Raw genomic sequence first — 23,552 nt, 5'->3', positions numbered from 1 at the left:
ACAAAAATCAGTTATATATTTTTTTATAATTGTTTTAATAATTTTATTAATCTTAACTTTTGTATTATAAAAAAATATGAGCGAAGAGTTCGAACAAATAAGTATTAAACCTGGATTTATGAAACACAATGGAGGTGTTTTATTTAGAACAGTGTCCGAAACTGAGTATGAATTTAAAACAACAATTAATGAAAATCATTTAAATGCTGCTAACATAACTCACGGGGGTTATTTGTCAGCATTAATTGATGCTGGAGCAGGAACTGCTGCTCATAGAGCTAGCGGTAATTCACCATGTGTTACAATTTCATTAGATTTAAAGTTTATTGGAGCATCTAGAGCAGGTGATGAAATAACAGGATTTACTAAAATACTTAAAAAAACAAAAACGCTTATATTTTTATTTTGTGAATTGAGATGTAATAACAAAATTATTACCTCAGCTTCAGGTGTTTGGAAAATTTTAAAAGTTAAACCTTCAAACTTAGGCCCAGGTGGGTAATTATTCTTTTCTTCTATAATTCAAGTATCCAAAAATTAATAAAAATAAAATAGCTATTGGATAAACAAATAACTTGCTAGGCCTATTTGAATTTTCAATCTTGAATTCACTTATGTAATCACCCATTTCAAAGCCACTTTTTTTAGCTTGGCCATTCCATTTTAAGTTATCAACAATAATTTTATTTTTTTCTTTCACTAAACTAATTCCATAATCCTCTAAATTGTACTCTTCTTCAAAAAAATTTTTGTCAATCACAAATAATTTATACCTTTCACCATAAGGGCTTGGTCTAGTAATCTTAAAACGCACTTCTTTTTTTGGATCTAAAATAACTGAATTGATATTGTTAATATCTTGGTAATTATATTTTGGATAAAATTTATTAAGAACAAACTCTGGTGAGAGCAAAGAAATAGATATCATCAAAAAAATAATTATCTCATACCATTTCAGTTTATTAAAAAACCAACCTTGAGTTGCAGATGTAAATACTAATATTCCTGCCAAAGAAGTTATTATTACAACTAATGCATGCCAAATATTTTCTATTCCAATCAAAAGAAGCTCATGATTAAACAAAAATACAATTGGAAGAATACCTGTTCTTAAGCTATACCAAAAAGCTTGTAGTCCTGTTTTAAGTGGATCACCTCCAGAAATAGCAGCTGCCGCATAAGAAGCTAACCCAACTGGTGGAGTAACATCAGCCATTAATCCAAAATAAAAAACAAATAAGTGAACTGCTATTAACGGAAAAATAAATCCAGACGCATTTCCGACATCTACCAAAACAGTTGCCATTAATGATGCAACAACTACATAATTTGCAGTTGTTGGCAATCCCATTCCTAACAATAAACATAATATTATTGTCAAAAATAATAATATTGTGACATTATCTTTAGCAATAGACTCTATAACTATGATTAAATTTGTGCTTAATCCTGTTGATCCAACAGCCCCAACTATTATTCCAGCTGTTGCTATGGCTATACCAACACCAACCATATTTAAGGCACCTTTTTCAAAACCAACGATAGTTTGATTAAACCATATTTTGAGAGAATCTTTAGAAAAAGAATTTTTGATGAGCAAATAAACTAAATTAACTAAAATCAAAGAGACTGTAGCATAAAAAATTGAATAAGACGCAGTGAACCTTAAGTAAACTAACATATAAATTAGGACAAAGATTGGAATTAAAAAATGAAGTCCTGATAAAAATGTTTTTTTTAAATTTGGGACATCCACATCATCCATCCCTTTTAAATTTAATTTTAAAGCCTCAAGATGAGATATATAAAATAGTGCAATATAAGAAATTATTGCTGGTAAAAAGGCATGTTTTACAACTTCAAAATAAGTAACACCAATAAAACTAGCCATAACAAATGCTGCTGCACCCATAACTGGTGGCATAATCTGTCCATTAACAGAAGATGAAACTTCTATTGCTCCTGCTTTTTCTTTTGAAAATCCAGTTTTTTTCATAATTGGAATTGTAAAAGTTCCTGTAGTAACAGTGTTTGCAATTGAAGATCCTGATATTAAACCTGTCATTCCAGAACCTAGGATTGCAGCTTTAGCTGGCCCGCCTCTCATTTTACCCACCATTGCAAATGCTAGATCTAAGAAATACTTCCCTCCACCAGCTGTTTCTAAAAGAGCACCAAATAATACAAATAAAAAAATAAAATCTACTGAAACTCCTATTGGAATTCCAAATATGGCTTCCTGATCCAACCATTGGAAACCAACCAATCTATTAAGTGAAAGTCCACCATGCGAAATTATTTCAGGTGCATACCTTCCAAAATATGAAAACAATAAAAAACCAATAGCAATTATTACTAGAGGTAAGCCTATTGCTCTCCTTGTTGCTTCAAGTAAAATTATGATACCAAAGCTACCAATGATTAACTCTATGGGTAATTCAAAACTATCTTCTATTACAATACTTAATAAAACACCTCCACGATCAACTAACTGATCATAAAAAAAATATATATATAAACAAGAAAAAGCTCCAATAAAACTTATTAAAATATCAAATACAGAAATTTTTTTTCCTTTGGAAATTGGGTAAATTAAAAATGCTAATGTTAGTGCAAAGCCGAGGTGAATTGCTCTTGCTGGCAACCCTTTAAACATTCCAAAATTAAAAATGAAAGGAAATGGAGAGGCATACCAAAGCTGAAATAATGACCAAATAATTGCGATTGCTGCAACAATTCTTAAATGTAAGCCAGTAAGATTTTTTGTTGGAGACAAATCTTCATTAATTTTATCTTTTACTTTTTCGCTAATGCTTTGACTCATAACAAAGATGATACCTCATTATAAAAAAAAGGCCCGATTAAAAATCAGGCCTTTTAATTTAATTAAGAGTTTGGATTACATTAATCCAGCTTCTTTATAATATCTTTTAGCACCTTCGTGTAAAGGAGCTGATAAACCATCAGCAATCATGTCTTCTTTTTTAAGTGAAGAAAAAGCAGGATGTTGTTTTTTGAAATCATCAAAATTTTCAAATACTGCTTTAACTACTAAATAAACAAGATCTGATTCAACCATATTGCTAGTAACTACTGTAGCTTTCACACCAAAAGTTGTAGCATCTTTTTTCTGACCCGTGTAAGTACCTGCTGGAATTACAGCTTTTGCATAGTAATCAGCACCATCAATTAAACCTTGAACTTCAGATCCTGTTAAATTGATTGGTGAAGCTTTAGCTGCACAAGTTGCTGCTTGCTCCATAGCTCCGTTTGGAAATCCTACAGAATAACCAAAAGCATCTATTTTACCATCACACAAAGCTTTCACTTGTTCAGATGAAGTTAATTCAGTTGTTGATTTAAAGAAACTATTATCAACACCTTTCGCTTTCATAAGTTCTTCCATAGTTCCTCTTTGTCCAGAACCAGGATTTCCAATGTTAACAACTTTTCCTTTTAGGCCAGCAAAATCTTTGATTTTAGCTTTTTTCTTGCCCAGATTTGAAAAGGCTCGTTATGAACAGAAAATACAGCTCGTAAACCTTTATACTGTTTTCCTTCCCATTTGCTTGATCCATTTACAGCATGAAACTGCCAATCTGATTGTGCAACACCAAATTGAAATTCGCCAGCAGCAATTTGACCAATATTATAATTTGATCCACCTGTTGAAGGTGCTGTACATCTGTAAGCTTTATCTATACCTTTTTTTCTTCCATGTTCTTTGGCGATTGCAGATTTATGTAACATTTTACAAATTGCATTACCTGTTTGGAAATAAACTCCAGTTGGCCCACCCGTTCCTATCGTGAAAAACTCTGCTGATTTTGCAACACTTGTTAATGACAAAGATGCAGCTAGTATCAGTAAAGCGCTCGATAGAGATGTAATTATTTTTTTCATTTTTTCTCCCTCTATATCGTTATTTTTATATTACAATTTTAACAGTAATTATTTGGATATGTATAGTAAGATTTTATGTTGATTCAGACCATTTTTTTAACTTATCAACACCTTCAATAATTTTAGGTGCAAAGTTTGCAATATGATTGTTATCAATTTTTTGATTATCTTCAATTTTGTTCATAAATTCTTGGCCATCAAAATCAGTAAAGCTCAATCTTGCCAGCATTTGAGTTTGATCAAAGCCAAAATCAGTTCCCGGTAACAAAGCAACACCTGTATCATTCAATATACTGTCACACATTTCTGATGATGAATTAAATTTTTTGTTTAAAAACTCTGGCATTAAATAAAATCCACCTTGGGGTTTATTAATTAGAACTTTATTTGATTTTAAATTTTCATAAACATAATTACCAACTGCACATAATATATTTCTAGATTTATTAATATAATCTGAATGATCATTTTCATATGCTTTTATTGCTGCATATTGAATTGGAGCACTAACAGCTGAAAAAGTTTCACTTGCTAATACATTTATCATATCTTTAATCTCCATTAATGAGTCTGGTACTAAGAAATAACCCAATCTCCATCCTCCAGCTCCACACCATTTACTTAATCCAGTACTAATAATTGTTTTTTCAGGACAAAAACTTGAAATAGATTGATAATTATCTTTAAAACTTAATTCAGAATATATTTCGTCAGACAAAATAATTAGGTTATATTTTTCAGCAATACTTGCTATTTCCTTTAAATTTTCACAAATTTGACCAGATGGATTGTTTGGTGAATTTAAGAATAATAAGTAATTTTTATTTTTATCTTTCAATATAGTTTCTTCAATTTCCAAAGCTGTTGGAAACCAATTATTTTCTCTTTTAGTTTGTAATATTTGTATTTTATTTCTACCCAATATTGCTTGGGGAGCATAAGAAACCCAACTAGGAGCTGGTAATATTATTTCTCCATCAAATATAACATGCAATAAAAACATTAGCTCTTTTGAACCAGGTCCAATAATTACATTTTGAGATTCATAATCATAATTTTTTTTTTTAGATGTGTATTTTGCAACAGAATTTCTTAATTCATAAAGACCTTGCATTGGCAAATATTTATTTTGGTGCGCATTATTTTTAAGCTCTCTAACTACATCTTCAGGGACTTTAAATGGAGATTGACCAAAACCAAATTTATATATTTTTTTTCCTTGCTCCTCTAATTTTCGAGAAGTTTCATTTATCAGCAAAGTCGATGATGGTTTTAAATCTTTAACTAAATTTTTTAACATTTTTAATTTTTAAATAACTATTATAGAATTAATCTTAATTATGGTAATCTAAGATAAGTTAATAGCAAAATGAGAACTTTTTACCCTCCAATTCGGTCATGTTTTAGTCTATTTTTGTTCTTTCACACCAACAATATCTGGTGGGTTAAAAAAAAAGTACACCAAAGGTAGAAATGACTAAACACAAAATTACTGCTGTTCTCGGACCTACTAATACAGGTAAAACCCACCTTGCTATTGAGACAATGCTCTCATTTGAGTCAGGTATGATTGGCTTTCCTCTAAGGTTATTAGCCAGAGAAGTTTACGACAAAGTAATAAAAAAAATTAGCGTAGATAAAGTTGCCTTAATAACAGGTGAAGAAAAAATTATTCCAACCAATGCTAAGTACTTTTTGTGCACAGTTGAATCTATGCCAATTGATAAACATTTAGATTTTGTTGGTGTTGATGAAATTCAGATGTGTGCAGATCATGAAAGAGGTCATATTTTTACAGATAGACTTTTAAACATGAGAGGTGAAAAACTTACTATGCTGATGGGCTCAAATACTATTAAAGATATAATTTCAAAATTAGACGGTGATATTGAGTTTATAAATAGAGAGAGATTTTCTAAATTATCATACGCAGGTCATAAAAAAATTTCAAGAATTAATAGAAAAACAGCAATAATAGCTTTTTCAGCAGAAGAAGTTTACGCAATAGCTGAATTAATTAGAAGACAAAAAGGTGGAGCTGCAATTGTAATGGGTTCATTAAGTCCAAAGACTAGAAACTCTCAAGTAGAACTTTATCAGTCGGGGGATGTAGATTTTTTAGTAGCAACTGATGCTATAGGAATGGGAATAAATATGGACTTAGATTATGTTTTTTTTTCTAACCTTAAAAAATTCGATGGAAAAAAATTAAGAAAATTAAATTTATCAGAAATAGGACAAATTGCCGGCAGAGCTGGCAGATATTTAAATGATGGAAGTTTTGGAATTACAGGTGATTGTAAAGAAATTACAGCTGAAGATGTGGAATTAATTGAGGGACACAAATTTGAGGAAATTAGAACTTTATTTTGGAGAAACTCAAATTTGAATTTTAATAATCCTTTGAGTTTAATTAAATCTTTAGAGGAAAAGCCCCAGATAGGATGGTTACGTAAAATTCATGAATGTGAAGATGAAAAAGCTCTTAAATATTTTTTAAAAGATAAAAGTCTTATCAATTTAGATTTTGATAAAAAATTGCTTAGTCTTTTATGGGAATGTTGTCAGATACCAGATTTTGTAAAAAAAACATATGGCAACCACTATGAGGTAATTGCCAATGTATTTAAATATTTAAGTAGTGGGAAACAGCAAATTACGGATGAATTTATGAGATTACAGCTAATAAAGCTTGATAAATTAGAGGGAAATGTAGATTCTTTATCAAATAGAATTGCAAATGTTAGAACTTGGTCTTATGTTTCAAATAAAAACAATTGGACAGAAAATCAAGACTATTGGATTGAAAAAACAAAACATCTAGAAGATAGACTTTCAGACAGACTTCATGAAGAACTTACCAAAACATTTATTGACAAAAGAGCAAGTGTTCTAGCAAGAGGTCTAAAACAAGATATGGAATTCAAAACAAAAATACTTGAAAACAACGACGTGCTAATAGATGAACAATTTATTGGCAAAATAAATGGACTTAAATTAGCACTAGATTTAAAAAAAGGAGCCTTGGAGACTGACATCAAGTCATTAAAAAAAGCTGCAAGACAAACCATTGGGCCTGAGTTAGAAAAAAGAATTCAAACTATTGTTGATACAGGTTTAATTGAATTAAATAATGATTTTAAAATTTATTGGAATAATTTTCCTATTGCTAAATTATCTCTAGGTAATGATTATTTAAATCCACATTTTGATCTAATAGTTGATGATATTATCGAACCTATTCAAAAACAGAAACTTAACGAATATATTAGTAAATGGATACAAGATAAAATTAACTTAGTTCTGAAAAGTTTAGTTGATCTAAAAAATCTTAAAGATAAAAACTCATCCATCAAAGCTTTGGCATATCAACTTTATGAAAATAATGGTGTGTTAAAAAGAGAGCAGGTGTCTGAATATCTAAAATCTCTTGGTCAAAATGAGAGAAAAATTTTAAGAGACTTAGGTGTAAAGTTTGGAAGATATCATGTGTTTTTATATCAATTGATCAAACCTGAAGCCGTATCATTAAGAACGTTATTATGGAAAAATTTTCATCAAAAATATTACAACGTTCAGCCCCCTACATTTGGTTTAAATTTTTTGGATGATAAAGAACATAAAAATAAAAATTTTATGCTTTTGTGTGGCTTTGAAAAATTTGATTCTTTATTTGTAAGAATTGATATTCTGGAGAGGTTATTTATGCTTATTATAAATTCACCAAACTCAAAAGAAAATAAAGAAATTAAAATTATTCCTGAAATGCTAAATTTATTAGGCTGTAGTAAAGATAATTTTAAAAAGCTTTTACAAAAAATGAATTATAAAATATTTGATAAAGATAATGAAACTTATTTTAAATATAATCCAATTAAAAAATTTAAAAAGGAACCAATAAAAAAAGTTTCAAATGAAAATCCATTTAAAATTTTAAAAAATTTAAACCTTGGTTAAATTTGATGTTTTTTAAAAAAGACTCAACAGATAGTGAAGAAAATTTTTTAGTTAAAACATGTGCACTTTTAATTTATGCTGCTAAAATCGATGAAAATTATACTGAAAAGGAAGAAGAAATTATTAAAAAAACTCTCTTAGAGTTGGGTGCTAAAAAGGAAACTATAACTCAAATAATTATAGATGCTAAGTCTATTGAAGAAAATTCAAATCAAATTTTAGATTTTACAAAAGAAGTAAAAAACCTACCTGAAACTGATAAAATTAAAATTATTGAGTCCTTATGGTCTATTATTTACTCAAATAATGAAGCTGATATTTATGAAACAAATTTGATGAGACGTTTGGCGGGGTTACTTTACATTGACAGCTCAACGATGGGCGATATTAAAGATAGAATTAAAAAAGAAAAATTATAATGACTTATATAGTTAATGATAAATGTATTAAATGTAAATTGACTGACTGTGTTGATGTTTGTCCCGTAGATTGTTTTTATGAAGGCAAAAATATGCTTGTAATTAAACCGGATGAGTGTATAGATTGTGGCGTTTGTGAGCCTGAATGTCCAGTGGATGCCATTAAAGCTGATACTGAACCTGGAAGCGAACAATGGTTAGAAATCAACAAAAAATACTCTGAGATCTGGCCTAATATAAGTGAAAAGAAAGATCCTCCAACGGATCATGAAAAATTTAAGAATGAGCAAAATAAGTACGAAAAATATTTTAAAGAAAATCTTTAAATCTAAACCTGAAAAAAAAGTGAAAAAAAAAGTTACTGTCACAAAAGTAGTTAAAGCAAAAAAAGTAGCTAAAGATAAACCAAAAAAAGTTAAAAAGGTTGTTGCAAAAAAAACAAAAAAAGTATCAAAAAAAATTACACCAAAACCAGTTAAAGCAAAAAAAGTAATAAAAGTTGCTGAGGTAAAAGAAGAAGCAAAAGTTGATAATCTTAGAATTTCAAAGAGTAATGAAGTAAAACCTGAAATTAAGAAAGTTAAAAAACAAGAAACTGAAAAAAGAGAATATAAAATAAAAGACCATGTGGTTTACCCAAAACATGGTGTTGGTCAGATAACTGAATTTAAAAAAATAAATATAGGTGGAATAGACGTAGAAACGTACGTTATTAAATTTGAAAAAGATAAAGCAAATGGGATGGTTCCAGTAAACAAACAATCACATTTGAGACCTTTGGCAACAATCAATCAAGTGAATAAATGTATTTCTATTCTAAAAAGTAAACCAAAAATAAAAAGATCTATGTGGAGTAGAAGAGCACAAGAATATGAAGCTAAAATCTCTTCTGGTAAGATTTATGAATTAGCAGAAGTAGTAAGAGATTTAAACAAAGGTGATGATCTTATGGTTGATCAATCATATAGTGAAAGACAGTTATTTGAAAAAGCTTATGAAAGAATTTTATCTGAGTTTCAAATTGTTTTAAATGTATCTTTAGAAGATACTCAAAAGAAACTTGATAAAGCTTTAAAAAGAAACTTAGGTGGCCAAGCTCAACCAATAGCTTCTACACCAAAATCAGCTGCTACAGAATTACCTGTTGAAGAACCTATTGCTGATGCAGATGAAAATTTAGACGAATAAAAAAAACGCCTCTCATACAATTTGTAATGAGAAGCGTTTTTTGTAAAGATTAGTAAGTTACTATCTTTTTCTTTTTTTAGCTTTTTTAGCCTTTTTAGCTTTTTTCTTAGTTTTCTTTGCTGCTTTTTTCTTAGTTTTTTTAGCAGCTTTTTTTCTTTTCTTAGGCATCTTTAGCTCCCTAGTTAAGTTAAACGAATCAAATTGATTCGCTATTAATATATTTTTATTTTTTTATGTAAGTTATGTCAATTCTTTAATTAAAAAGTAAATTTGTAAAAATTTTTTTTTAATTTTATTTTTTATTAAATTTTTTTTTATTAATTTAGTTAATGTTTATGCGGATAATAATCAAACTTTTAAACACAACTTAATAAAGTTCTTCTAATTGGTTTTTATATTTTTCTGTAACTTTTTTTCTTTTAACTTTCATTGTTGGAGTCATTAAACCATTATCTATAGAAAAATTTTCATCTATTAATTGAATTTTTTTTATCTTTTCTAATAAAGTTAATTTTTTATTTATTTTTTCAATTACATTATTAATTTTTTCTTTTTCGTTTAAAAAATCTTTACTAGGAACTACTAAAGCAACCAAATAATTTTTTTTATCGCCATAAACCATACATTGATCGATTTCAGGTTCATTTGTAATCATATTTTCAATTTTGGCCGGTGAAATATTATCACCACCAGCACTAACGATGATATCTTTTTTTCTATCAGTAATTTTTAAATAACCGTCCTCTGGGTCTATTTCTCCAATGTCTCCTGTGTGAAGCCACCCATTAACAATTACTTTGTCCGTCTCTTCTTTTTTATTCCAATATCCCAACATTACATTTTCACCTTTAACCAAAATTTCACCATCTTCAGCTATTTTAACCTGGTTTCCTTTAAAAGGTGGACCAACAGTTTCTACTTTTATCTTATGTATGGGGTTACAACTTACAACCGGAGATGTTTCAGTTAAACCATATCCTTGTAAAGTAGGTAGCCCAACTGAATTCAAAAATTCCCCTATTTCTTGATCCAGTGCACCTCCACCAGAAACAAAAGCTTTTAAATTTCCTCCAAACTGTTTTTTTATTTTTTTTCGAACTAATGTTTCAACTATCAAATTGAGTAATTTTTCAGAAAAAGTCATTTTTTGATTTAATAATTTTTTCTTACCCAGCCGTAGAGTTTCTTCTATTAGTTTTGCTTTAAAACCAGTTTGTTTTTTTAAATTTATATTTATTTTATTGTAAAGATTTTGATAAAATCTTGGAACAGCTGTCATAATTGTTGGTTTTGCTTCAGATATATTTTCTAAAAGTTTTTCTATTTTTTCTGCATAAAATACCTTTGCCCCTACAGCTATCTGGGCAAATTGCACACAATGTTCGTAGGAATGGGATAGAGGAAGCCATGTCAAAAATACAGGCCTAGAGCTAAACAATGGCTTCATGATTTCACATGCTCCTACAAGATTATTTAAAATTCCACCATGACTTAAGATTACTCCTTTAGGATTTCCTCCGGTTCCAGATGTATAAATTATACAAGCAGGAGAAGTTCTTTTTAATTTTTCATTTTGAATTTTATCTTCATCTAATAAATCATTTTTTAATATGAGATTAAAATCAAGATATTTATCTTTATTAATTATATCTAAATCATGAATTACGTTATTAACTTCATCTAATGTTATGACTTTTTTAATAAATTTTTTTTCATTAATTGTGTTATTTAATTTTTTTAGCAGCTCATTGTTTGAGACTATAATCAAACTGGGTTCACAATCCTCAATTAAATATTTATAATCATCCTCTGTATATGTGGTGTAAGCAGGAACAGTAATTCCACCTGATAACATTATTGCCATATCTGAAACGAACCATTCTGGTCTGTTTTCTGAAACTAAAAGACATCTATCGCCTTCTTTTATATTTTCTCTAATAATTTTTGATAATTTTAAAATATTTTTTTGTGTTTCCTCCCATGTATATGATTTTTTATTATTTGGATTTAGCCATTGTAAAAAAATGCTTTCTTTATTTTGCTTTTCTACTTGATGAGAAAACAATTCTATTAAGTTGTTTGGTTTATCTAAATTCATATTTTTATGGTGGGCGAAGAGAGAATCGAACTCTCACTTCTTGCGAAACACGATTTTGAGTTATCTGTGTCAGTCATTTTAAGTTGATTTATAATGTTTTTTTTCATTGTATTTTAGGTGTCAAACAGGTGTCAAACACTTATTTGTATGGGTAAGTTAATTTCTTAATTATATAAGACCATTTTTTTACTGCCACTAATGTTGCTAATTTCTTAGCAATTGTATCGGCTTATGGTAAAGACTTCTTATCTCAATTAGAACGGTATTATTTGAAAATCAATGTTGGTAAATCAAAAACAGTACCTCATACAGCATATGGTACGGGTTCTGCTTATTTTGCCTATCATAATTTGGTAAAACTCTATTCAAGTAATCCTCAATTCAATTGTAAAGTTGGTGAGGGTACAATTTTCAAATTACATTCATTTAGAGAGGGACTTAATTCATTACTAGATGAGGCAGACTTAAAATTTGAAAAATTAGGCGATAGTAGAGTTAAAAGAGACAGTAAATCATTTAGACATACATTTATTCAATTCATATTGAACAAAGGTATGAGTAGTACAGCAATTGCTAAAATGTGTGGTACATCAACCGAGATGATAGACAAATATTACACAAGCAATATGGCATTAGACACTATGATGGATACTTTTAATAAAGTTAAAGGTGGACATTTAAAAATTGTATCTTAAATTAAGAAATCTTTTTCTGTGGGGGTGTGTTGGAACTGGTAGACAAGATGGACTCAAAATCCATTGCTTCACGGCGTAACGGTTCGAGTCCGTTCACCCCTACCATTCAAATTATAAATAGTAGTATAACATTAGAAAAATTTACAACCCACATCATTCTTAAACAACAAAAAGAGTTAGTAGTTTTCTTTCATTCACTACTAACTCTTTTGAAGCCTAGCCGAAACAATTGCTTCGGCTTGAATATTTGAATTTTACGATAAAGAAGTAAATCAAAAATCTAATTTATCATATTCCAATATTTTTTTTTCAATATCTAGAGGTATAAATTTACGACTAATATAATATTTCTTATAAGGAAAAATTCTGTCAAATTTATTTTGAAAAAAACTCCTTAGATAAAACAGACTTAATATTTTATTTTTAATTTTGAAAATTATATTATTAGGAGGATTAATAAATTTTCTGATAAATTTCTGACTTTTACTAACATCAAAAAATTTATTCAAAAATAAAATAAAATTTATACCATATTTTGAAATAGATTTATTATAATATTTGCTAGTGTTTTTTTTTAGGTTTTGTAAATACTCATCATCTAAATTGAAAATATTTTTTAAAAAGTCTAATTTTTTTAAATTCTCATATTTTACAACTACAACTTTTTTAAAATAACTTTTATATAAAGAAATTAATTTTGAATAATTAAAATTATGTAAATTAAATCTGTTATTTACTCTAATATTTATTTCTTTATCATCAATATAGAAAAAGTTTTCAGGTTTTACTATATTCATATTATGAATTGACTGACAATAAATAGAATTTAATAAATCGTAAGGATTTCTTATAATAATCAAAATTACGGTATCATCAGAAAAATTATTTTTAATACATTCAAAGTTTTTCTCTATTCTAGAAAATTCCCAACCTCTCGAAAAAAAACCCTCATTTGATATTATAAAATCATTTGGCAACAACTTTTCAATATTTTTATAATTTTCAAAAAAACTATATTTAAATTCTTTTTTTTTAATATCAAAAAAATCATTTTTATTTAGTTTTATATAATTTGTATTAATTTTTTTTTCTAATTTAGGAAAAATATCTCTTTGTAAAAATGTAGAAGCACATTTACCAAGTCCAATATGCAATAATTTAGTCATTTAAAATACATAACTCGTAAAGTAATTTATGTAAATTTCAATAGATTGATAATTGCCTTAAAGATTTCTGCTTCTTTCTTATTAACTTCTAACTTACCGTCAGCAGTTTTATTAAAAGCAAATGGTTGATGACCACCAAGAAATCTATTTTGTTTTTTATGTTCAGACTTTGCTGATTTAATTCTATAAGAGATATTTTCTCTCTCAACTTCAGCAAGACTTGCCATAATAGTAATAAAGACTTTTGAAACTTTTGAGTCGTGCGCGTCTACCAGTTCCGCCATTCGCCCCTTATATTTAATTAATTATATTTAAATAGTATAAGAACTAAATTTATATTAAAACCAAAAAATGTTTCAAACACTTTACAAGAAATGTTTAAATCTAGCTGCGCATAAAAGTTCAAATTTCTATTTAGGTCTTGTATCGTTTATTGAAAGTTCATTTTTTCCAATACCACCAGATGTAATGATCATTCCAATGGTAATTGCTAAAAAAAAAGAGTTTATTAAAATATTTTTAATAGCATCTATATTTTCAGTTTTAGGTGGTATTTTAGGATATTTAATTGGCTACCTGTTTTCTGATTTTGCAATGTATGTTATCGAATTTTATAATTATGAAGATAAGGTTAAAAATTTAAAACTAAGTATGTCAGAAGGAAGTGGTTTTATTGCTTGGTTAAGTATACTTTTTTTAGCGGGCTTCACACCTTTGCCCTATAAAGCCTTCACTATAGCAAGTGGCTTAATTGTTTTCAATCTGCCAGTTTTTATAATTGTTAGTTTAATTTCAAGAAGCCTTCGATTTTTTATTGTTGCATTTTTATCCTATAAATTTGGAGAATTATTTACTGAATATATGAACAAACATGGATCAAAATGGTTTACTGCTATAGGAATTTTTATAGTTATAATATTCGTATTTGTATATTTAGTTTTAAAATTTAATGGTTAAAAACAATAAAAATTTATTAATAAAGCTTATTCTTTTAATCAGTATTATTGCTTTAATATCTGCATTCTTTATAGAATATATTCTTGGTCACCAACCTTGTAATCTTTGTATATTAGAGAGAATTCCATATTTTTTAGCAATAATATTAATTTTACTAAATTATAAATTTATTGAATTTGAAAAATTTTTTATACTTTTTCTAACAATTATATTTTTATTTGGTACTGTATTATCGCTATATCACTTAGGTATTGAACAAGGTTTGATTCAAGAGTCGTTAGTTTGTGACCTAAAAAGTGGATCGAATTTATTGTCAAAAGAAGAAATTTTAAAGCAATTACAAGAAAAAAGTGTTAGCTGCAAAGATGTAACATTTAAAATGTTTGGATTATCACTTACAAGCTATAATATTTTAATATCTATACTAATTACATTTAGTGCTGGAAAAATTTATTTTAATTATGACAAAAATTAATAAAAAAAAAATTGAAGAATTTATAAGAGTTGACCACGCTGGAGAGCGAGGAGCTATTAAGATTTATGAAGGACAACTACTAGCTTTAAATACTTTTGTAAAAGATGAAAATCTTAAAAAAACTATTGAAGATATGAAAGAGCATGAAAAGGAACATTGTGAATTTTTTGAAAATGAAATTAAAAAAAGAAATATTCAACCAACAAAATTTTTACCATTATGGGATTTATTAGGTGTTGGCTTAGGCTTCGGCTCTACATTATTGGGAAAAAAAGCTGCTATGCTGTGCACTGCTTCTGTCGAAGAGGTTATAGATAAACATTATTTAAATCAAATTAATCAACTTGATATTAACGAAAAAGACTTAAAAAAGAAGATTACAAAATTTAGACAAGATGAGATAAATCATAAAGATATAGCTTACGATGAAGGTGCCACAAAAAAAGGTCCTTACTTTTTATTAGACAAAATTATTAAGACAGGCTCAAAAATTGCAATAAATATTTCTGAAAAAATCTAGGCTTCTAACTCAACATCCCAGTATAAATAATCCATCCAGCTTTTATGTAAATAATTAGGTGGAAAATTTTTACCATTTTTATGCAGATCTTCAGTTGAGGGACGGTAAGGATATTGATTAAGCTTCATATCTGAGTTTTTTAATAATTTACCACCTTTTTTTACATTGCAAGCAGAACATGCTGTTACAACATTATCCCAATTAGTTTCGCCACCTTTTGATCTAGGCAACAAATGATCAAAAGTTAGTTCCTCACCACTTCCACAATATTGGCAAGAAAACTTGTCTCTCAAAAAAACATTAAATCTTGTAAAGCTAGGCCTTGTTTGTGGAATTATATAATCTTTCAATGCAATAACACTTGGTAATTGCATATCAAACGAGGGACTTCTTATAACTCTGTCATAATTGCTTACAATTATCACCCTATCTAAAAAAACTGATTTTACTGTATCCTGCCATGACCATAAAGATAAAGGATAATAGCTTAATGGTCTATAATCGGCATTAAGAACTAACGCTGGACACTTTTCTAATGAAACATTTTGTTCAATAAAATTATTCATTAAGTATTTTTAACTTACTTAAACAATTTTATCAATAATAAGGGATGTTAATTTTTTTTTAAAATATAATTAAGAGCTGTACTTGAAGCTTCCATAGGAATATGATGATCACAATTTTTTATCAAAAGTGTTTCAACATCAACATTGTTTCTAATTAAAAAATCTTTTGCTTCTAAAAGATGTGTTGAGGGTACAACTTGATCTGCGTCACCATGAATCAATAGAGTATCAGTAGAATTTTTAATTCTTATTTTTAAATTATCTTGATTAATTATTTTTCCAGAAAATCCCACAATACATGAAAATTTTTCTTCAGATGTTAATCCAACATTTAATGACATCATACAACCTTGGCTAAAACCTGATAAACATATCTGATTATTTTTTAGGTTAAATTCTTGCTTGATCTCATTAATAAATAATTTAATTTTTTCCTCAGCCTTAATTGATTGATCAAGTATATAATCCGTATCATCTTTGGTAAGATCAAACCATTGAAATCCAGATGGATTTATAGGGCAAGTCTCATGTCCATTAGGACAAATAAAAACTGTATTTGGCATATGCCTTTTCCAGTTTAAGGTTAACATACTTATATCTTTCCCATCACCACCATATCCATGAAGCAAAATAATAGCATGCTTTATTTCTTTTCCTTCTTCAGGCTTAATTATTATTGAATCTAGGCAAAATGTCATAGTTAATTAATTATGGTTTTTATTTTTCTAAAACAAACTACAGTATTTACATGATTTCAGGAATATTTGTTAAAATCCTTTCTATTGTTCTTTTGTTAGCAGTAGGAATTGTTTTAATCTTAGGGATTGGGACTCTTTTTAAAGGAGGAGAAACCAGCAAAAAATATTCCAATAAACTAATGCAACTAAGAGTTCTTCTACAATTTGTAGCAATACTAGTTTTAATAGGTTTTGCTTATTTTTTTAAAAACTAGTTATAAGTTTTTAACCAATTTATAAATATTTGATCATTAAAATCTATTGAGCCCATAATTCTTGCAAACTCTTTTCCATCTTTATCTATTAGAATTGAAGTTGGAACTCCACGCAAAGAAAATGTTTTTGCTAGTGTTGTGGGTGCATCAAAATATGGGTCAAAGTTTTTAATATTTAAATCTTCAAAAAAACTATCAACTTTTTTTTTACTTTCTTGAGATATATTGATTGCAAAAATTTTTAAATTACTCAAATTTTGATTTACTTGAAGTCTATCTAATGATGGCATCTCCTCTTTACATGGCGCACACCATGTTGCCCAAAAATTTAATAAAAGTAAATTTCCATCAAATTCTTTGATATCAATCTTTTTATCATTTTTATCTAAAAAGATTACGTTATCATAGACTTTTAGGTCTTTATGAATGACAATATTTTTTATTTCAGATACATCATTAGCAAAGACATTAGTTGTCAAAAAAATAAATAATATTAAAAATCTCATGTTAAATAGTTATAATTAAATATCATGGCAAAAAATAAAAACAACCAAGCAATCTGGAATACTCGTATAAAAAAAAAGGCATCATCTTTATTTCAAAAAGTTGGTAATTCAATCGATATAGATAAACGACTTTATAAAGAAGATATTCAAGGTTCTATTGCTCATGTAGAGATGTTGTTCAAACAAAAAATAATATCTTTTAAAATTAAAAATAAAATTATTTATGGTCTTACAAAGATAGAAAAAGAAATTTTAAATAAAAAATTTGAGTTCAATAAAAAGTATGAAGATATTCATATGAACATAGAAAAAAGACTTTTTCAAATAATTGGTGAAGAAGCAGGTTATGTTCACACAGCAAGATCTAGAAATGATCAGGTAATAACAGACTTTAAAATTTGGATAAAATCTTCGACTAAAGAAATAAATCTTAATTTAGAAAAAGTAATTAAAAGTACATTAAAATTAGCAGAGAAAAATATAGATACTATTATGCCTGGTTTTACCCACCTCAAAAATGCACAAGCTATTTCTTTTGCTCATTATTTAATGGCGTATGTTGAAATGTTTAATAGAGACAAAAAGAGATTTACAAACAATTTAGAAAGCTTAGATGAAAATCCCTTAGGAGTAGCTGCACTCACTGGAACTTCTTTTAATATAGATAGAAATTATACTAGTAAAAAACTTGGATTTAAAAAACCAACAAACAATTCAATTGATACTGTCTCTGATAGAGATTTTGTTTTAGATTTTTTATATAGTGTCTCTGTTTGTTCAATGCATATATCAAGAATTGCAGAAGAACTTATTATCTGGAGTTCAGATGGTTTTAATTTAATCAAACTCTCAGACAAAATTGTAACTGGATCATCAATAATGCCTCAAAAGAAAAACCCTGATTTATTAGAATATTTAAGAGGAAAATCTGGAAGCAGTTATGGAAATTTATTTTCAATGCTTACAATTTTGAAAGGTCTGCCACTATCTTACTTTAAAGACCTACAGGATGACAAAGAAATTGTATTTAAATCTAATGATATTTTAATCAATTGTCTTAAAATTTTTGATGAAATATTAAAAAATTCTAGTCCTAACAAAAAAAAAATGATTGAACTTGCAAACTATGGCTATATCACTGCAACAGATTTGGCAGACTATCTTGTCAAGAATCACTCCATGTCTTTCCGAAAAGCTTATCAAAAAACAGCCTCGGTTGTTAACTTAGCTGAAAAAAAGAAAAAGAAGCTCAATGAACTAAGCTTAGAAGAATTGAAAAAAATTGAACCAAAATTAACTAGCGACGTTTTAAAAGTGTTTGATTTAAAGAATTCTGTAAATTCAAAAAAATCTTATGGAGGAACAGCTTTTGATAATATCAAAAAAATGATAATGAAATACAAAAAGCAAAAATGATCAAAAAGATAACTCTAATCTCTCTAATCTTCTGTGCGTTAGTTTCGTGTGGGAAAAAAGGAAGCCCAAAATATATTGATCCTTCAGATTGCTTAAAATATCAAAATCCTGAAATTAAAAATATATGCATTAAATATAAAGACCCTATATCAGGTAAAATATATTCAAATGAGTAAAACTACATGAAATATATTAAAAAAAAATTAACAATTGACAATATACCTGTGCAGAATATTGCTAAAAAATTTAATACCCCAACTTATTGCTATTCTTACTCTCAATTAAAAAATAATATTAATAGTTTCAAAAAAAATTTTAAATCTTTTTCACCCTTAATTTGTTTTGCAATTAAATCAAATACCAATGTAAATTTAATCAAAGAAATTTCAAAATTTGGTCTTGGCGCTGATGTTGTATCTATAGGTGAGTTAATGAAAGCACTTAAAGCTGGAATTAAACCTAATAAAATTGTTTTTTCTGGTGTAGGTAAAACTTCTGAAGAAATTAATTTTGCTATTAAAAAGAAAATACTTTTAATTAATGCTGAGTCAAAAAGTGAAATTTTTGAAATAGAAAGAATCGCTAAAAAAAATAAAAAAAGTGTTGCTGTAGGTATTAGATTTAATCCAAATGTAGATGCAAAAACTTTGAGCCAAATTTCTACTGGTAAAAAAGAAAATAAATTTGGTATTGGAGAAAAAGAATTTTTAGAGCTAACTAAATATATTAAAAAATCTAAAAATTTAAATTTGAAATGTTTAAGTGTCCATATAGGTAGCCAAATACTAGATGTCAAACCATATGAGAATATGCTCTTGGCACTCAATAAAATTATAAAAAAAACTAATCACTCCTTTGAATATATCGACCTTGGAGGAGGAATGGGAATAGATTATAAAAATGATAATAAGAAACTCAATCTGAAAAAATATTCACAAAATATTAAAAAATTTTTAAAAAACTATGATTCTAAAATAATTTTTGAACCTGGCCGATCTATTGTTGGGAATATTGGGACATTAATTTCCAAAGTTACCTATATTAAAGAAGGCCATAAAAAAAATTTTATAATACTTGATGTTGCGATGAACGACCTAATGAGACCTGCACTATATAATTCTAAACATAGAATAATTCCAGCTGTAAAGATTGGAAAAAAAGTTAAGAAAACATATGAATTTGTTGGTCCGATCTGTGAAAGCACTGATAAATTTTTAACTATAAATAATTTTCAAAAATTAGCTGAAAAAGACTTGGTTGTTATTTGTGATGTAGGTGCATACGGAATGTCACTAAGCTCAAATTATAATGTAAGGCCTAAAGCGATAGAAATACTTATCAAAAACTCAAAAATCAAAGTTATTAATAAAAGACAGAAGCTTGCTGATATAGTTTAGCTTCTGATAAAAATGATTAGAAACACTATTTTTTCAATTTTTTTCTTTAGCGGGATAATAATCATTTCATTAATTTTTTTACCTGCTTTTTTTCTTCCTCAAAAAGTTGTTTTATTTGGTGGTAAACTTATGGGTTATTGGACAGGTTTATGTCTAAAGTTATTTTTAAATACAAAAATAGTAATTAAAGGCAGACAAAATATTTTAAATAATGAGAAGTTCTTTATTGCGGCATCTCATCAATCAATGTTCGAAACCTTTTATCTTCAAACTATATTTAATTCACCAGTTTTTATTTTAAAAAAGGAGCTTCTTTTAATTCCAATTTTTGGTTGGTATCTAAAAAAAATTGGATCAATATCAATTAAAAGAAACAAAGTTACCAAAGATAACTTGGGGTTTTTTCAAGATATATCAAAAATAATTAAAGACTCTGATAGGCCTTTAATAATCTTTCCACAAGGCACGAGAGTTTTACCAAATGAAAGACCTCCTTTTAAAAAAGGTGCATCAAGAATTTACGAAGAGTTAAAAATTTCTTGTCAGCCAGTTGCGATAAACTCTGGTTATGTTTGGCCAAAAAAAGGTCAAAAGAGTAGTAATAAAATAATAACTATTTCAATCTTGCAACCCATAATAGCTGGTCATCCTAAAGAAGAATTTATTAAAATTTTAGAAAATAATATTTATGAAGAGCTTAATTTACTAAATTAACCTTTCATCGGCATCACTACAAATATACTATCAAAATCTCCTGGATCTTTAATTAATGCTGGAGACCCTGTATCGTTAAAAAATATCTCAACCTTTTCTCCATCTAATTGTGAAGCAACATCAATCAAGTATCTTGAATTAAAGCTTATTTCTAAATCGTGGTCAAATTTCACATTTAATGTCTCTTTACCATCACCACTATTAGTATTGTTAACAGAAAGGTCTAATGTATCTTTTGATAAATTAAATTTAACCCCATCTTTTTTGTCTAAAGAAACTGAAGCTACTCTATCAACAGAATTTAGAAATAATTTTAAATCTATTTCTAATTTTTTTTGATTATTTTTCGGTATTACTTGAATATAGTTTGGAAATTTTCCATCAATAAGTTTTGAAATTAAAACACTATTATTTAACTCAAATTTAATTTTTGATTTGATATTAGATACTTTAACGTCTCCATCATAGCTTTCTAGAAGTGAACATAGTTGAAAAATAGTTTTTTTAGGTAATATAATTGGTTCAAAATCAATTTTTTCATCTAATCTTATTTTTGAAATAGACATTCGGTGGCTATCAGTTGCAACGGCGGTTAAATGATTTTTATCTTCAACTTCAGTTTGATGAAAATAAATTCCGCTTAGATAATGTCTTGTTTCATCATTAGAAACTGAAAATTTGCATTTATTTAATAATTTTAAAAGCTGCTTAGATTTAATTACAAATTCATTTTGATTAAAATTTTCATCTGTAAGAGGAAACTCTGACGCACTAATACAGTTTAAATTAAAAATAGATTTTTCAAACTCAACTTGTAATTTACTGATATCTGTCAAAGATAGATTTATTTTTTTACCTGAAGAAAATTTTCTTATAATGTCATACATAATTGAAGAGGTCGTTGTTGTTCTGCCTTCTTCCAAAACTTCAACATTGTTTAATTGGTGAATAAATATTAAGTCCAAATCTGTAGCTGTTATTGTTAATTTAGAATTACTTGCATCTAATAAAATATTAGACAATATCGGAAGTGTACTTCTTTTTTCAATGACACCTTGACAATAATTTAGTGCTTGTTGTAGGTCTTGTTGGTTTACGTTAAATTTCATTATCCTTATTATTATATAATATCTGATTTTTAAGTTTATTAATATTATCTACCATTTCTGAGTCTTTTTCTTTAATTTTCTCAATAGTCTTAACTGAGTGAATTATAGTTGTGTGATCTCTATTTGAAAACTCTCTTCCAATTTCAGGTAAAGATTTGGAGGTTAAAATTTTAGTTAAATATATAGCAGTTTGTCTAGGTCGGACTAAATATCTAGATCTTCTTGAAGATAACATTTCATTTTTACTAATCTTAAAAAATTTACAAACTGTAGTTTGGATCAAATCTATTGTTACTTTATTTTCAGCTAAATTTAATAAGTCCTTTAAAACAACCTTTGTTTCAGACAAATTTGGAACTTTGTTGTAGATTCTAGAGAATGAAACTACTCTATTGATTGCCCCAACTAACTCTCTAATACTTGCTGTAATTTCTGTACTTATAAAATCCTGTATTTCTTTTGATACATGCAATTGATCTGCATACAAATTATTAAGTTCTTCAGTTTTTTTTTCAACAATTTTTTTTCTAAGCTCAAGATCTGGTTTTTGAATATCAACTACTAAACCGCCAGAAAATCTAGATTTAATTCTATCTTGAATTCTAGATAATTTATTTGGAGCTCTGTCAGCTGATACAATTATTTGTGAGCCTTTATCCAATAATGCATTAAATGTATGAAAAAATTCTTCCTGCATTGCCTCTTTCCCGCTTATAAATTGAATATCATCAATTAGTAAAATATCTGTATTTCTAAAGTATTCTTTAAACTTAACCATATCATTAGCTTTGATCGATTTTACAAATTGATACATAAATCGCTCTGCTGATATAAACATTACCTTGTTATTTTTTTTAAGTTCAATTCCAATTGAATTTAAAAGGTGAGTCTTACCCATTCCAACACCACCATAAATGTAAAGTGGATTATAATGAGATATGTTTTCAGAAACTTTTAATGACGCTTCATAAGCAAGCTTATTACTGGTTCCAGTTATAAAATTATCAAACCTTTTATTTGGATCTATTCGATTATATTGAAGATATGAGTCTTTAATAAACGAAACATTTTCATTTATGTCAGGTATTTTTTCACTTGCATTCGGATTTTCTATATTTTGATTTGTATTTTTGTCGTCAATTTTAAATTCGATTCTAATAATATCTTTTTTATATAAACGTATAATTTGTAAAATTTGATCTAAATATCTTGAAGTAATCCAGTCTCTGATAAATCTTGTTGGAACAGATAATAATAAATAGTTATTAAACTCATCTACAAAAGTAATTTTTTTAAGCCAACTTTCATAAACATCTTGTCCTAGCTTATTTTTCATTTCAGATTGAACTAATTTCCAATCAAAGTTTTCAGACTTAAAACTATTTAAATTGTTTATATTTGTAGATTTATTCATAACGTTTAGGAAAATCTCAGTTAGAACTAATTAAAAAAATTTGCAACAACTTAATATTTTTTTTTAAAAAAAAATAAAATCTATGATTGTAGATTTAGTT

At 27.5% G+C, this 23,552-nt stretch carries 24 protein-coding genes, 1 tRNA gene and 1 pseudogene; 15 read left to right on the top strand and 11 right to left on the bottom strand.

Annotated elements, in window-relative coordinates; genetic code table 11:
- Positions 1-76: 76 nt before the first annotated feature.
- Positions 77-502: a PaaI family thioesterase gene (locus tag ACIJYF_RS00130; protein ID WP_435116678.1), complete on the top strand. Its 426-nt coding sequence runs from the start codon at positions 77-79 to the stop codon at positions 500-502.
- Here the strand turns inward: ACIJYF_RS00130 and ACIJYF_RS00125 are convergent, their stop codons facing one another.
- The 3 genes and pseudogenes from ACIJYF_RS00125 to ACIJYF_RS00115 form a co-directional block, all read right to left on the bottom strand.
- Positions 503-2,824, bottom strand: coding sequence for a TRAP transporter permease (locus ACIJYF_RS00125; protein WP_435116677.1), 2,322 nt, complete (start codon positions 2,822-2,824; stop codon positions 503-505).
- A 75-nt stretch (positions 2,825-2,899) separates the two neighbouring features.
- Positions 2,900-3,903: pseudogene (locus tag ACIJYF_RS00120) on the bottom strand (TAXI family TRAP transporter solute-binding subunit).
- A 73-nt stretch (positions 3,904-3,976) separates the two neighbouring features.
- On the bottom strand, positions 3,977-5,203 hold the full coding sequence (locus tag ACIJYF_RS00115; protein WP_435116676.1) for a pyridoxal phosphate-dependent aminotransferase: 1,227 nt from the start codon (positions 5,201-5,203) through the stop codon (positions 3,977-3,979).
- A gap of 173 nt (positions 5,204-5,376) precedes the next feature.
- Between ACIJYF_RS00115 and ACIJYF_RS00110 the strand changes: the two genes are divergently transcribed.
- Genes ACIJYF_RS00110 through ACIJYF_RS00095 form a run of 4 tightly spaced genes read left to right on the top strand, consistent with a single transcriptional unit; the run spans position 5,377 to position 9,467 of the window.
- On the top strand, positions 5,377-7,860 hold the full coding sequence (locus tag ACIJYF_RS00110; protein WP_435116675.1) for a helicase-related protein: 2,484 nt from the start codon (positions 5,377-5,379) through the stop codon (positions 7,858-7,860).
- A 5-nt stretch (positions 7,861-7,865) separates the two neighbouring features.
- The gene (locus ACIJYF_RS00105; protein WP_435116674.1) at positions 7,866-8,279 is read left to right on the top strand and encodes a TerB family tellurite resistance protein; all 414 of its coding nucleotides are present in this window, start codon (positions 7,866-7,868) and stop codon (positions 8,277-8,279) included.
- On the top strand, positions 8,279-8,605 hold the full coding sequence (gene fdxA, locus ACIJYF_RS00100) for a ferredoxin FdxA (RefSeq protein WP_023649133.1): 327 nt from the start codon (positions 8,279-8,281) through the stop codon (positions 8,603-8,605). The genes ACIJYF_RS00105 and fdxA overlap by 1 nt, the downstream gene beginning before the upstream one ends.
- Entirely contained in the window at positions 8,547-9,467 is a 921-nt protein-coding gene (locus ACIJYF_RS00095) for a CarD family transcriptional regulator (protein ID WP_435116671.1), read from the top strand. The genes fdxA and ACIJYF_RS00095 overlap by 59 nt, the downstream gene beginning before the upstream one ends.
- Positions 9,468-9,834: 367 nt before the next feature.
- Here the strand turns inward: ACIJYF_RS00095 and ACIJYF_RS00090 are convergent, their stop codons facing one another.
- Positions 9,835-11,565 carry an AMP-dependent synthetase/ligase gene (locus ACIJYF_RS00090; protein ID WP_435116669.1) on the bottom strand — a complete coding sequence of 577 codons (1,731 nt, stop codon included), beginning with the start codon at positions 11,563-11,565 and terminating at the stop codon, positions 9,835-9,837.
- Between the two features lie 269 nt (positions 11,566-11,834).
- Between ACIJYF_RS00090 and ACIJYF_RS00085 the strand changes: the two genes are divergently transcribed.
- Both ACIJYF_RS00085 and ACIJYF_RS00080 read left to right on the top strand, forming a co-directional pair.
- The gene (locus tag ACIJYF_RS00085) at positions 11,835-12,260 is read left to right on the top strand and encodes a hypothetical protein (protein WP_435116668.1); all 426 of its coding nucleotides are present in this window, start codon (positions 11,835-11,837) and stop codon (positions 12,258-12,260) included.
- Between the two features lie 20 nt (positions 12,261-12,280).
- Positions 12,281-12,365: transfer RNA gene (locus ACIJYF_RS00080), tRNA-Leu, on the top strand.
- A 167-nt stretch (positions 12,366-12,532) separates the two neighbouring features.
- On the opposite strand, the gene ACIJYF_RS00075 is transcribed toward ACIJYF_RS00080, so the two are convergent.
- A complete protein-coding gene (locus ACIJYF_RS00075; RefSeq protein WP_435116666.1) occupies positions 12,533-13,426 on the bottom strand; it encodes a hypothetical protein in 894 nt (297 codons plus the stop codon).
- A gap of 26 nt (positions 13,427-13,452) precedes the next feature.
- Positions 13,453-13,710 carry a hypothetical protein gene (locus ACIJYF_RS00070; protein ID WP_435116664.1) on the bottom strand — a complete coding sequence of 86 codons (258 nt, stop codon included), beginning with the start codon at positions 13,708-13,710 and terminating at the stop codon, positions 13,453-13,455.
- Positions 13,711-13,777: 67 nt separating this feature from the next.
- Here ACIJYF_RS00070 and ACIJYF_RS00065 point away from each other — a divergent pair, with 67 nt between their 5' ends.
- From ACIJYF_RS00065 to ACIJYF_RS00055, 3 genes are read left to right on the top strand one after another with little or no spacing between them, the layout of a single operon-like run.
- A complete protein-coding gene (locus ACIJYF_RS00065; protein ID WP_435116662.1) occupies positions 13,778-14,383 on the top strand; it encodes a YqaA family protein in 606 nt (201 codons plus the stop codon).
- A complete protein-coding gene (locus ACIJYF_RS00060) occupies positions 14,376-14,858 on the top strand; it encodes a disulfide bond formation protein B (protein ID WP_435116660.1) in 483 nt (160 codons plus the stop codon). Before ACIJYF_RS00065 ends, ACIJYF_RS00060 begins: the two co-directional genes overlap by 8 nt.
- Positions 14,845-15,378 carry a demethoxyubiquinone hydroxylase family protein gene (locus tag ACIJYF_RS00055; protein WP_435116658.1) on the top strand — a complete coding sequence of 178 codons (534 nt, stop codon included), beginning with the start codon at positions 14,845-14,847 and terminating at the stop codon, positions 15,376-15,378. The genes ACIJYF_RS00060 and ACIJYF_RS00055 overlap by 14 nt, the downstream gene beginning before the upstream one ends.
- Here ACIJYF_RS00055 and ACIJYF_RS00050 read toward each other — a convergent pair.
- Both ACIJYF_RS00050 and ACIJYF_RS00045 read right to left on the bottom strand, forming a co-directional pair.
- Positions 15,375-15,944, bottom strand: coding sequence for an HNH endonuclease (locus ACIJYF_RS00050; RefSeq protein ID WP_271497636.1), 570 nt, complete (start codon positions 15,942-15,944; stop codon positions 15,375-15,377). The two genes, ACIJYF_RS00055 and ACIJYF_RS00050, sit on opposite strands and share 4 nt — an antisense overlap.
- A gap of 47 nt (positions 15,945-15,991) precedes the next feature.
- Complete coding sequence (locus ACIJYF_RS00045; RefSeq protein WP_435116656.1) at positions 15,992-16,642, bottom strand: alpha/beta hydrolase; 651 nt, start codon at positions 16,640-16,642, stop codon at positions 15,992-15,994.
- A 50-nt stretch (positions 16,643-16,692) separates the two neighbouring features.
- Here ACIJYF_RS00045 and ACIJYF_RS00040 point away from each other — a divergent pair, with 50 nt between their 5' ends.
- Complete coding sequence (locus ACIJYF_RS00040) at positions 16,693-16,896, top strand: twin transmembrane helix small protein (RefSeq protein WP_435116654.1); 204 nt, start codon at positions 16,693-16,695, stop codon at positions 16,894-16,896.
- Here the strand turns inward: ACIJYF_RS00040 and ACIJYF_RS00035 are convergent.
- Positions 16,893-17,402 carry a TlpA family protein disulfide reductase gene (locus ACIJYF_RS00035; RefSeq protein WP_435116652.1) on the bottom strand — a complete coding sequence of 170 codons (510 nt, stop codon included), beginning with the start codon at positions 17,400-17,402 and terminating at the stop codon, positions 16,893-16,895. The two genes, ACIJYF_RS00040 and ACIJYF_RS00035, sit on opposite strands and share 4 nt — an antisense overlap.
- A 24-nt stretch (positions 17,403-17,426) precedes the next feature.
- Here ACIJYF_RS00035 and argH point away from each other — a divergent pair, with 24 nt between their 5' ends.
- Genes argH through ACIJYF_RS00015 form a run of 4 tightly spaced genes read left to right on the top strand, consistent with a single transcriptional unit; the run spans position 17,427 to position 20,929 of the window.
- Positions 17,427-18,818 (top strand): argininosuccinate lyase, encoded by a 1,392-nt coding sequence (gene argH / locus ACIJYF_RS00030; protein WP_435116650.1) that lies wholly within the window; start codon positions 17,427-17,429, stop codon positions 18,816-18,818.
- Entirely contained in the window at positions 18,815-18,994 is a 180-nt protein-coding gene (locus ACIJYF_RS00025; protein WP_435116648.1) for a hypothetical protein, read from the top strand. Before argH ends, ACIJYF_RS00025 begins: the two co-directional genes overlap by 4 nt.
- Before the next feature lie 6 nt (positions 18,995-19,000).
- Positions 19,001-20,215: a diaminopimelate decarboxylase gene (gene lysA / locus ACIJYF_RS00020; RefSeq protein WP_435116646.1), complete on the top strand. Its 1,215-nt coding sequence runs from the start codon at positions 19,001-19,003 to the stop codon at positions 20,213-20,215.
- Between the two features lie 12 nt (positions 20,216-20,227).
- On the top strand, positions 20,228-20,929 hold the full coding sequence (locus ACIJYF_RS00015) for a lysophospholipid acyltransferase family protein (RefSeq protein WP_435116644.1): 702 nt from the start codon (positions 20,228-20,230) through the stop codon (positions 20,927-20,929).
- On the opposite strand, the gene dnaN is transcribed toward ACIJYF_RS00015, so the two are convergent.
- Together dnaN and dnaA are read right to left on the bottom strand one after the other, a co-directional pair.
- The gene (gene dnaN, locus ACIJYF_RS00010; RefSeq protein ID WP_435116642.1) at positions 20,926-22,038 is read right to left on the bottom strand and encodes a DNA polymerase III subunit beta; all 1,113 of its coding nucleotides are present in this window, start codon (positions 22,036-22,038) and stop codon (positions 20,926-20,928) included. The two genes, ACIJYF_RS00015 and dnaN, sit on opposite strands and share 4 nt — an antisense overlap.
- Complete coding sequence (gene dnaA, locus ACIJYF_RS00005; RefSeq protein WP_435116640.1) at positions 22,028-23,452, bottom strand: chromosomal replication initiator protein DnaA; 1,425 nt, start codon at positions 23,450-23,452, stop codon at positions 22,028-22,030. The genes dnaN and dnaA overlap by 11 nt, the downstream gene beginning before the upstream one ends.
- Positions 23,453-23,552 lie beyond the last annotated feature (100 nt).

The organism is Candidatus Pelagibacter bacterium nBUS_49 (assembly GCF_051200925.1).
Taxonomy (GTDB): Bacteria; Pseudomonadota; Alphaproteobacteria; order Pelagibacterales; family Pelagibacteraceae; genus Pelagibacter.
Note: the sequence above shows the minus strand (reverse complement) of the source record. Positions and strands in the feature narration are given on the sequence as shown.

Excerpts from the sequence above, each read along its gene's own strand:
- ACIJYF_RS00130 (WP_435116678.1), top strand. The coding sequence starts at position 77 with ATGAGCGAAGAGTTCGAACAAATAAGTATTAAACCTGGATTTATGAAA.
- ACIJYF_RS00125 (WP_435116677.1), bottom strand. The coding sequence starts at position 2,824 with ATGAGTCAAAGCATTAGCGAAAAAGTAAAAGATAAAATTAATGAAGAT.
- ACIJYF_RS00115 (WP_435116676.1), bottom strand. The coding sequence starts at position 5,203 with ATGTTAAAAAATTTAGTTAAAGATTTAAAACCATCATCGACTTTGCTG.
- ACIJYF_RS00110 (WP_435116675.1), top strand. The coding sequence starts at position 5,377 with ATGACTAAACACAAAATTACTGCTGTTCTCGGACCTACTAATACAGGT.
- ACIJYF_RS00105 (WP_435116674.1), top strand. The coding sequence starts at position 7,866 with ATGTTTTTTAAAAAAGACTCAACAGATAGTGAAGAAAATTTTTTAGTT.
- fdxA (WP_023649133.1), top strand. The coding sequence starts at position 8,279 with ATGACTTATATAGTTAATGATAAATGTATTAAATGTAAATTGACTGAC.
- ACIJYF_RS00095 (WP_435116671.1), top strand. The coding sequence starts at position 8,547 with ATGAAAAATTTAAGAATGAGCAAAATAAGTACGAAAAATATTTTAAAG.
- ACIJYF_RS00090 (WP_435116669.1), bottom strand. The coding sequence starts at position 11,565 with ATGAATTTAGATAAACCAAACAACTTAATAGAATTGTTTTCTCATCAA.
- ACIJYF_RS00075 (WP_435116666.1), bottom strand. The coding sequence starts at position 13,426 with ATGACTAAATTATTGCATATTGGACTTGGTAAATGTGCTTCTACATTT.
- ACIJYF_RS00070 (WP_435116664.1), bottom strand. The coding sequence starts at position 13,710 with ATGGCGGAACTGGTAGACGCGCACGACTCAAAAGTTTCAAAAGTCTTT.
- ACIJYF_RS00065 (WP_435116662.1), top strand. The coding sequence starts at position 13,778 with ATGTTTCAAACACTTTACAAGAAATGTTTAAATCTAGCTGCGCATAAA.
- ACIJYF_RS00060 (WP_435116660.1), top strand. The coding sequence starts at position 14,376 with ATGGTTAAAAACAATAAAAATTTATTAATAAAGCTTATTCTTTTAATC.
- ACIJYF_RS00055 (WP_435116658.1), top strand. The coding sequence starts at position 14,845 with ATGACAAAAATTAATAAAAAAAAAATTGAAGAATTTATAAGAGTTGAC.
- ACIJYF_RS00050 (WP_271497636.1), bottom strand. The coding sequence starts at position 15,944 with ATGAATAATTTTATTGAACAAAATGTTTCATTAGAAAAGTGTCCAGCG.
- ACIJYF_RS00045 (WP_435116656.1), bottom strand. The coding sequence starts at position 16,642 with ATGACATTTTGCCTAGATTCAATAATAATTAAGCCTGAAGAAGGAAAA.
- ACIJYF_RS00040 (WP_435116654.1), top strand. The coding sequence starts at position 16,693 with ATGATTTCAGGAATATTTGTTAAAATCCTTTCTATTGTTCTTTTGTTA.
- ACIJYF_RS00035 (WP_435116652.1), bottom strand. The coding sequence starts at position 17,402 with ATGAGATTTTTAATATTATTTATTTTTTTGACAACTAATGTCTTTGCT.
- argH (WP_435116650.1), top strand. The coding sequence starts at position 17,427 with ATGGCAAAAAATAAAAACAACCAAGCAATCTGGAATACTCGTATAAAA.
- ACIJYF_RS00025 (WP_435116648.1), top strand. The coding sequence starts at position 18,815 with ATGATCAAAAAGATAACTCTAATCTCTCTAATCTTCTGTGCGTTAGTT.
- lysA (WP_435116646.1), top strand. The coding sequence starts at position 19,001 with ATGAAATATATTAAAAAAAAATTAACAATTGACAATATACCTGTGCAG.
- ACIJYF_RS00015 (WP_435116644.1), top strand. The coding sequence starts at position 20,228 with ATGATTAGAAACACTATTTTTTCAATTTTTTTCTTTAGCGGGATAATA.
- dnaN (WP_435116642.1), bottom strand. The coding sequence starts at position 22,038 with ATGAAATTTAACGTAAACCAACAAGACCTACAACAAGCACTAAATTAT.
- dnaA (WP_435116640.1), bottom strand. The coding sequence starts at position 23,452 with ATGAATAAATCTACAAATATAAACAATTTAAATAGTTTTAAGTCTGAA.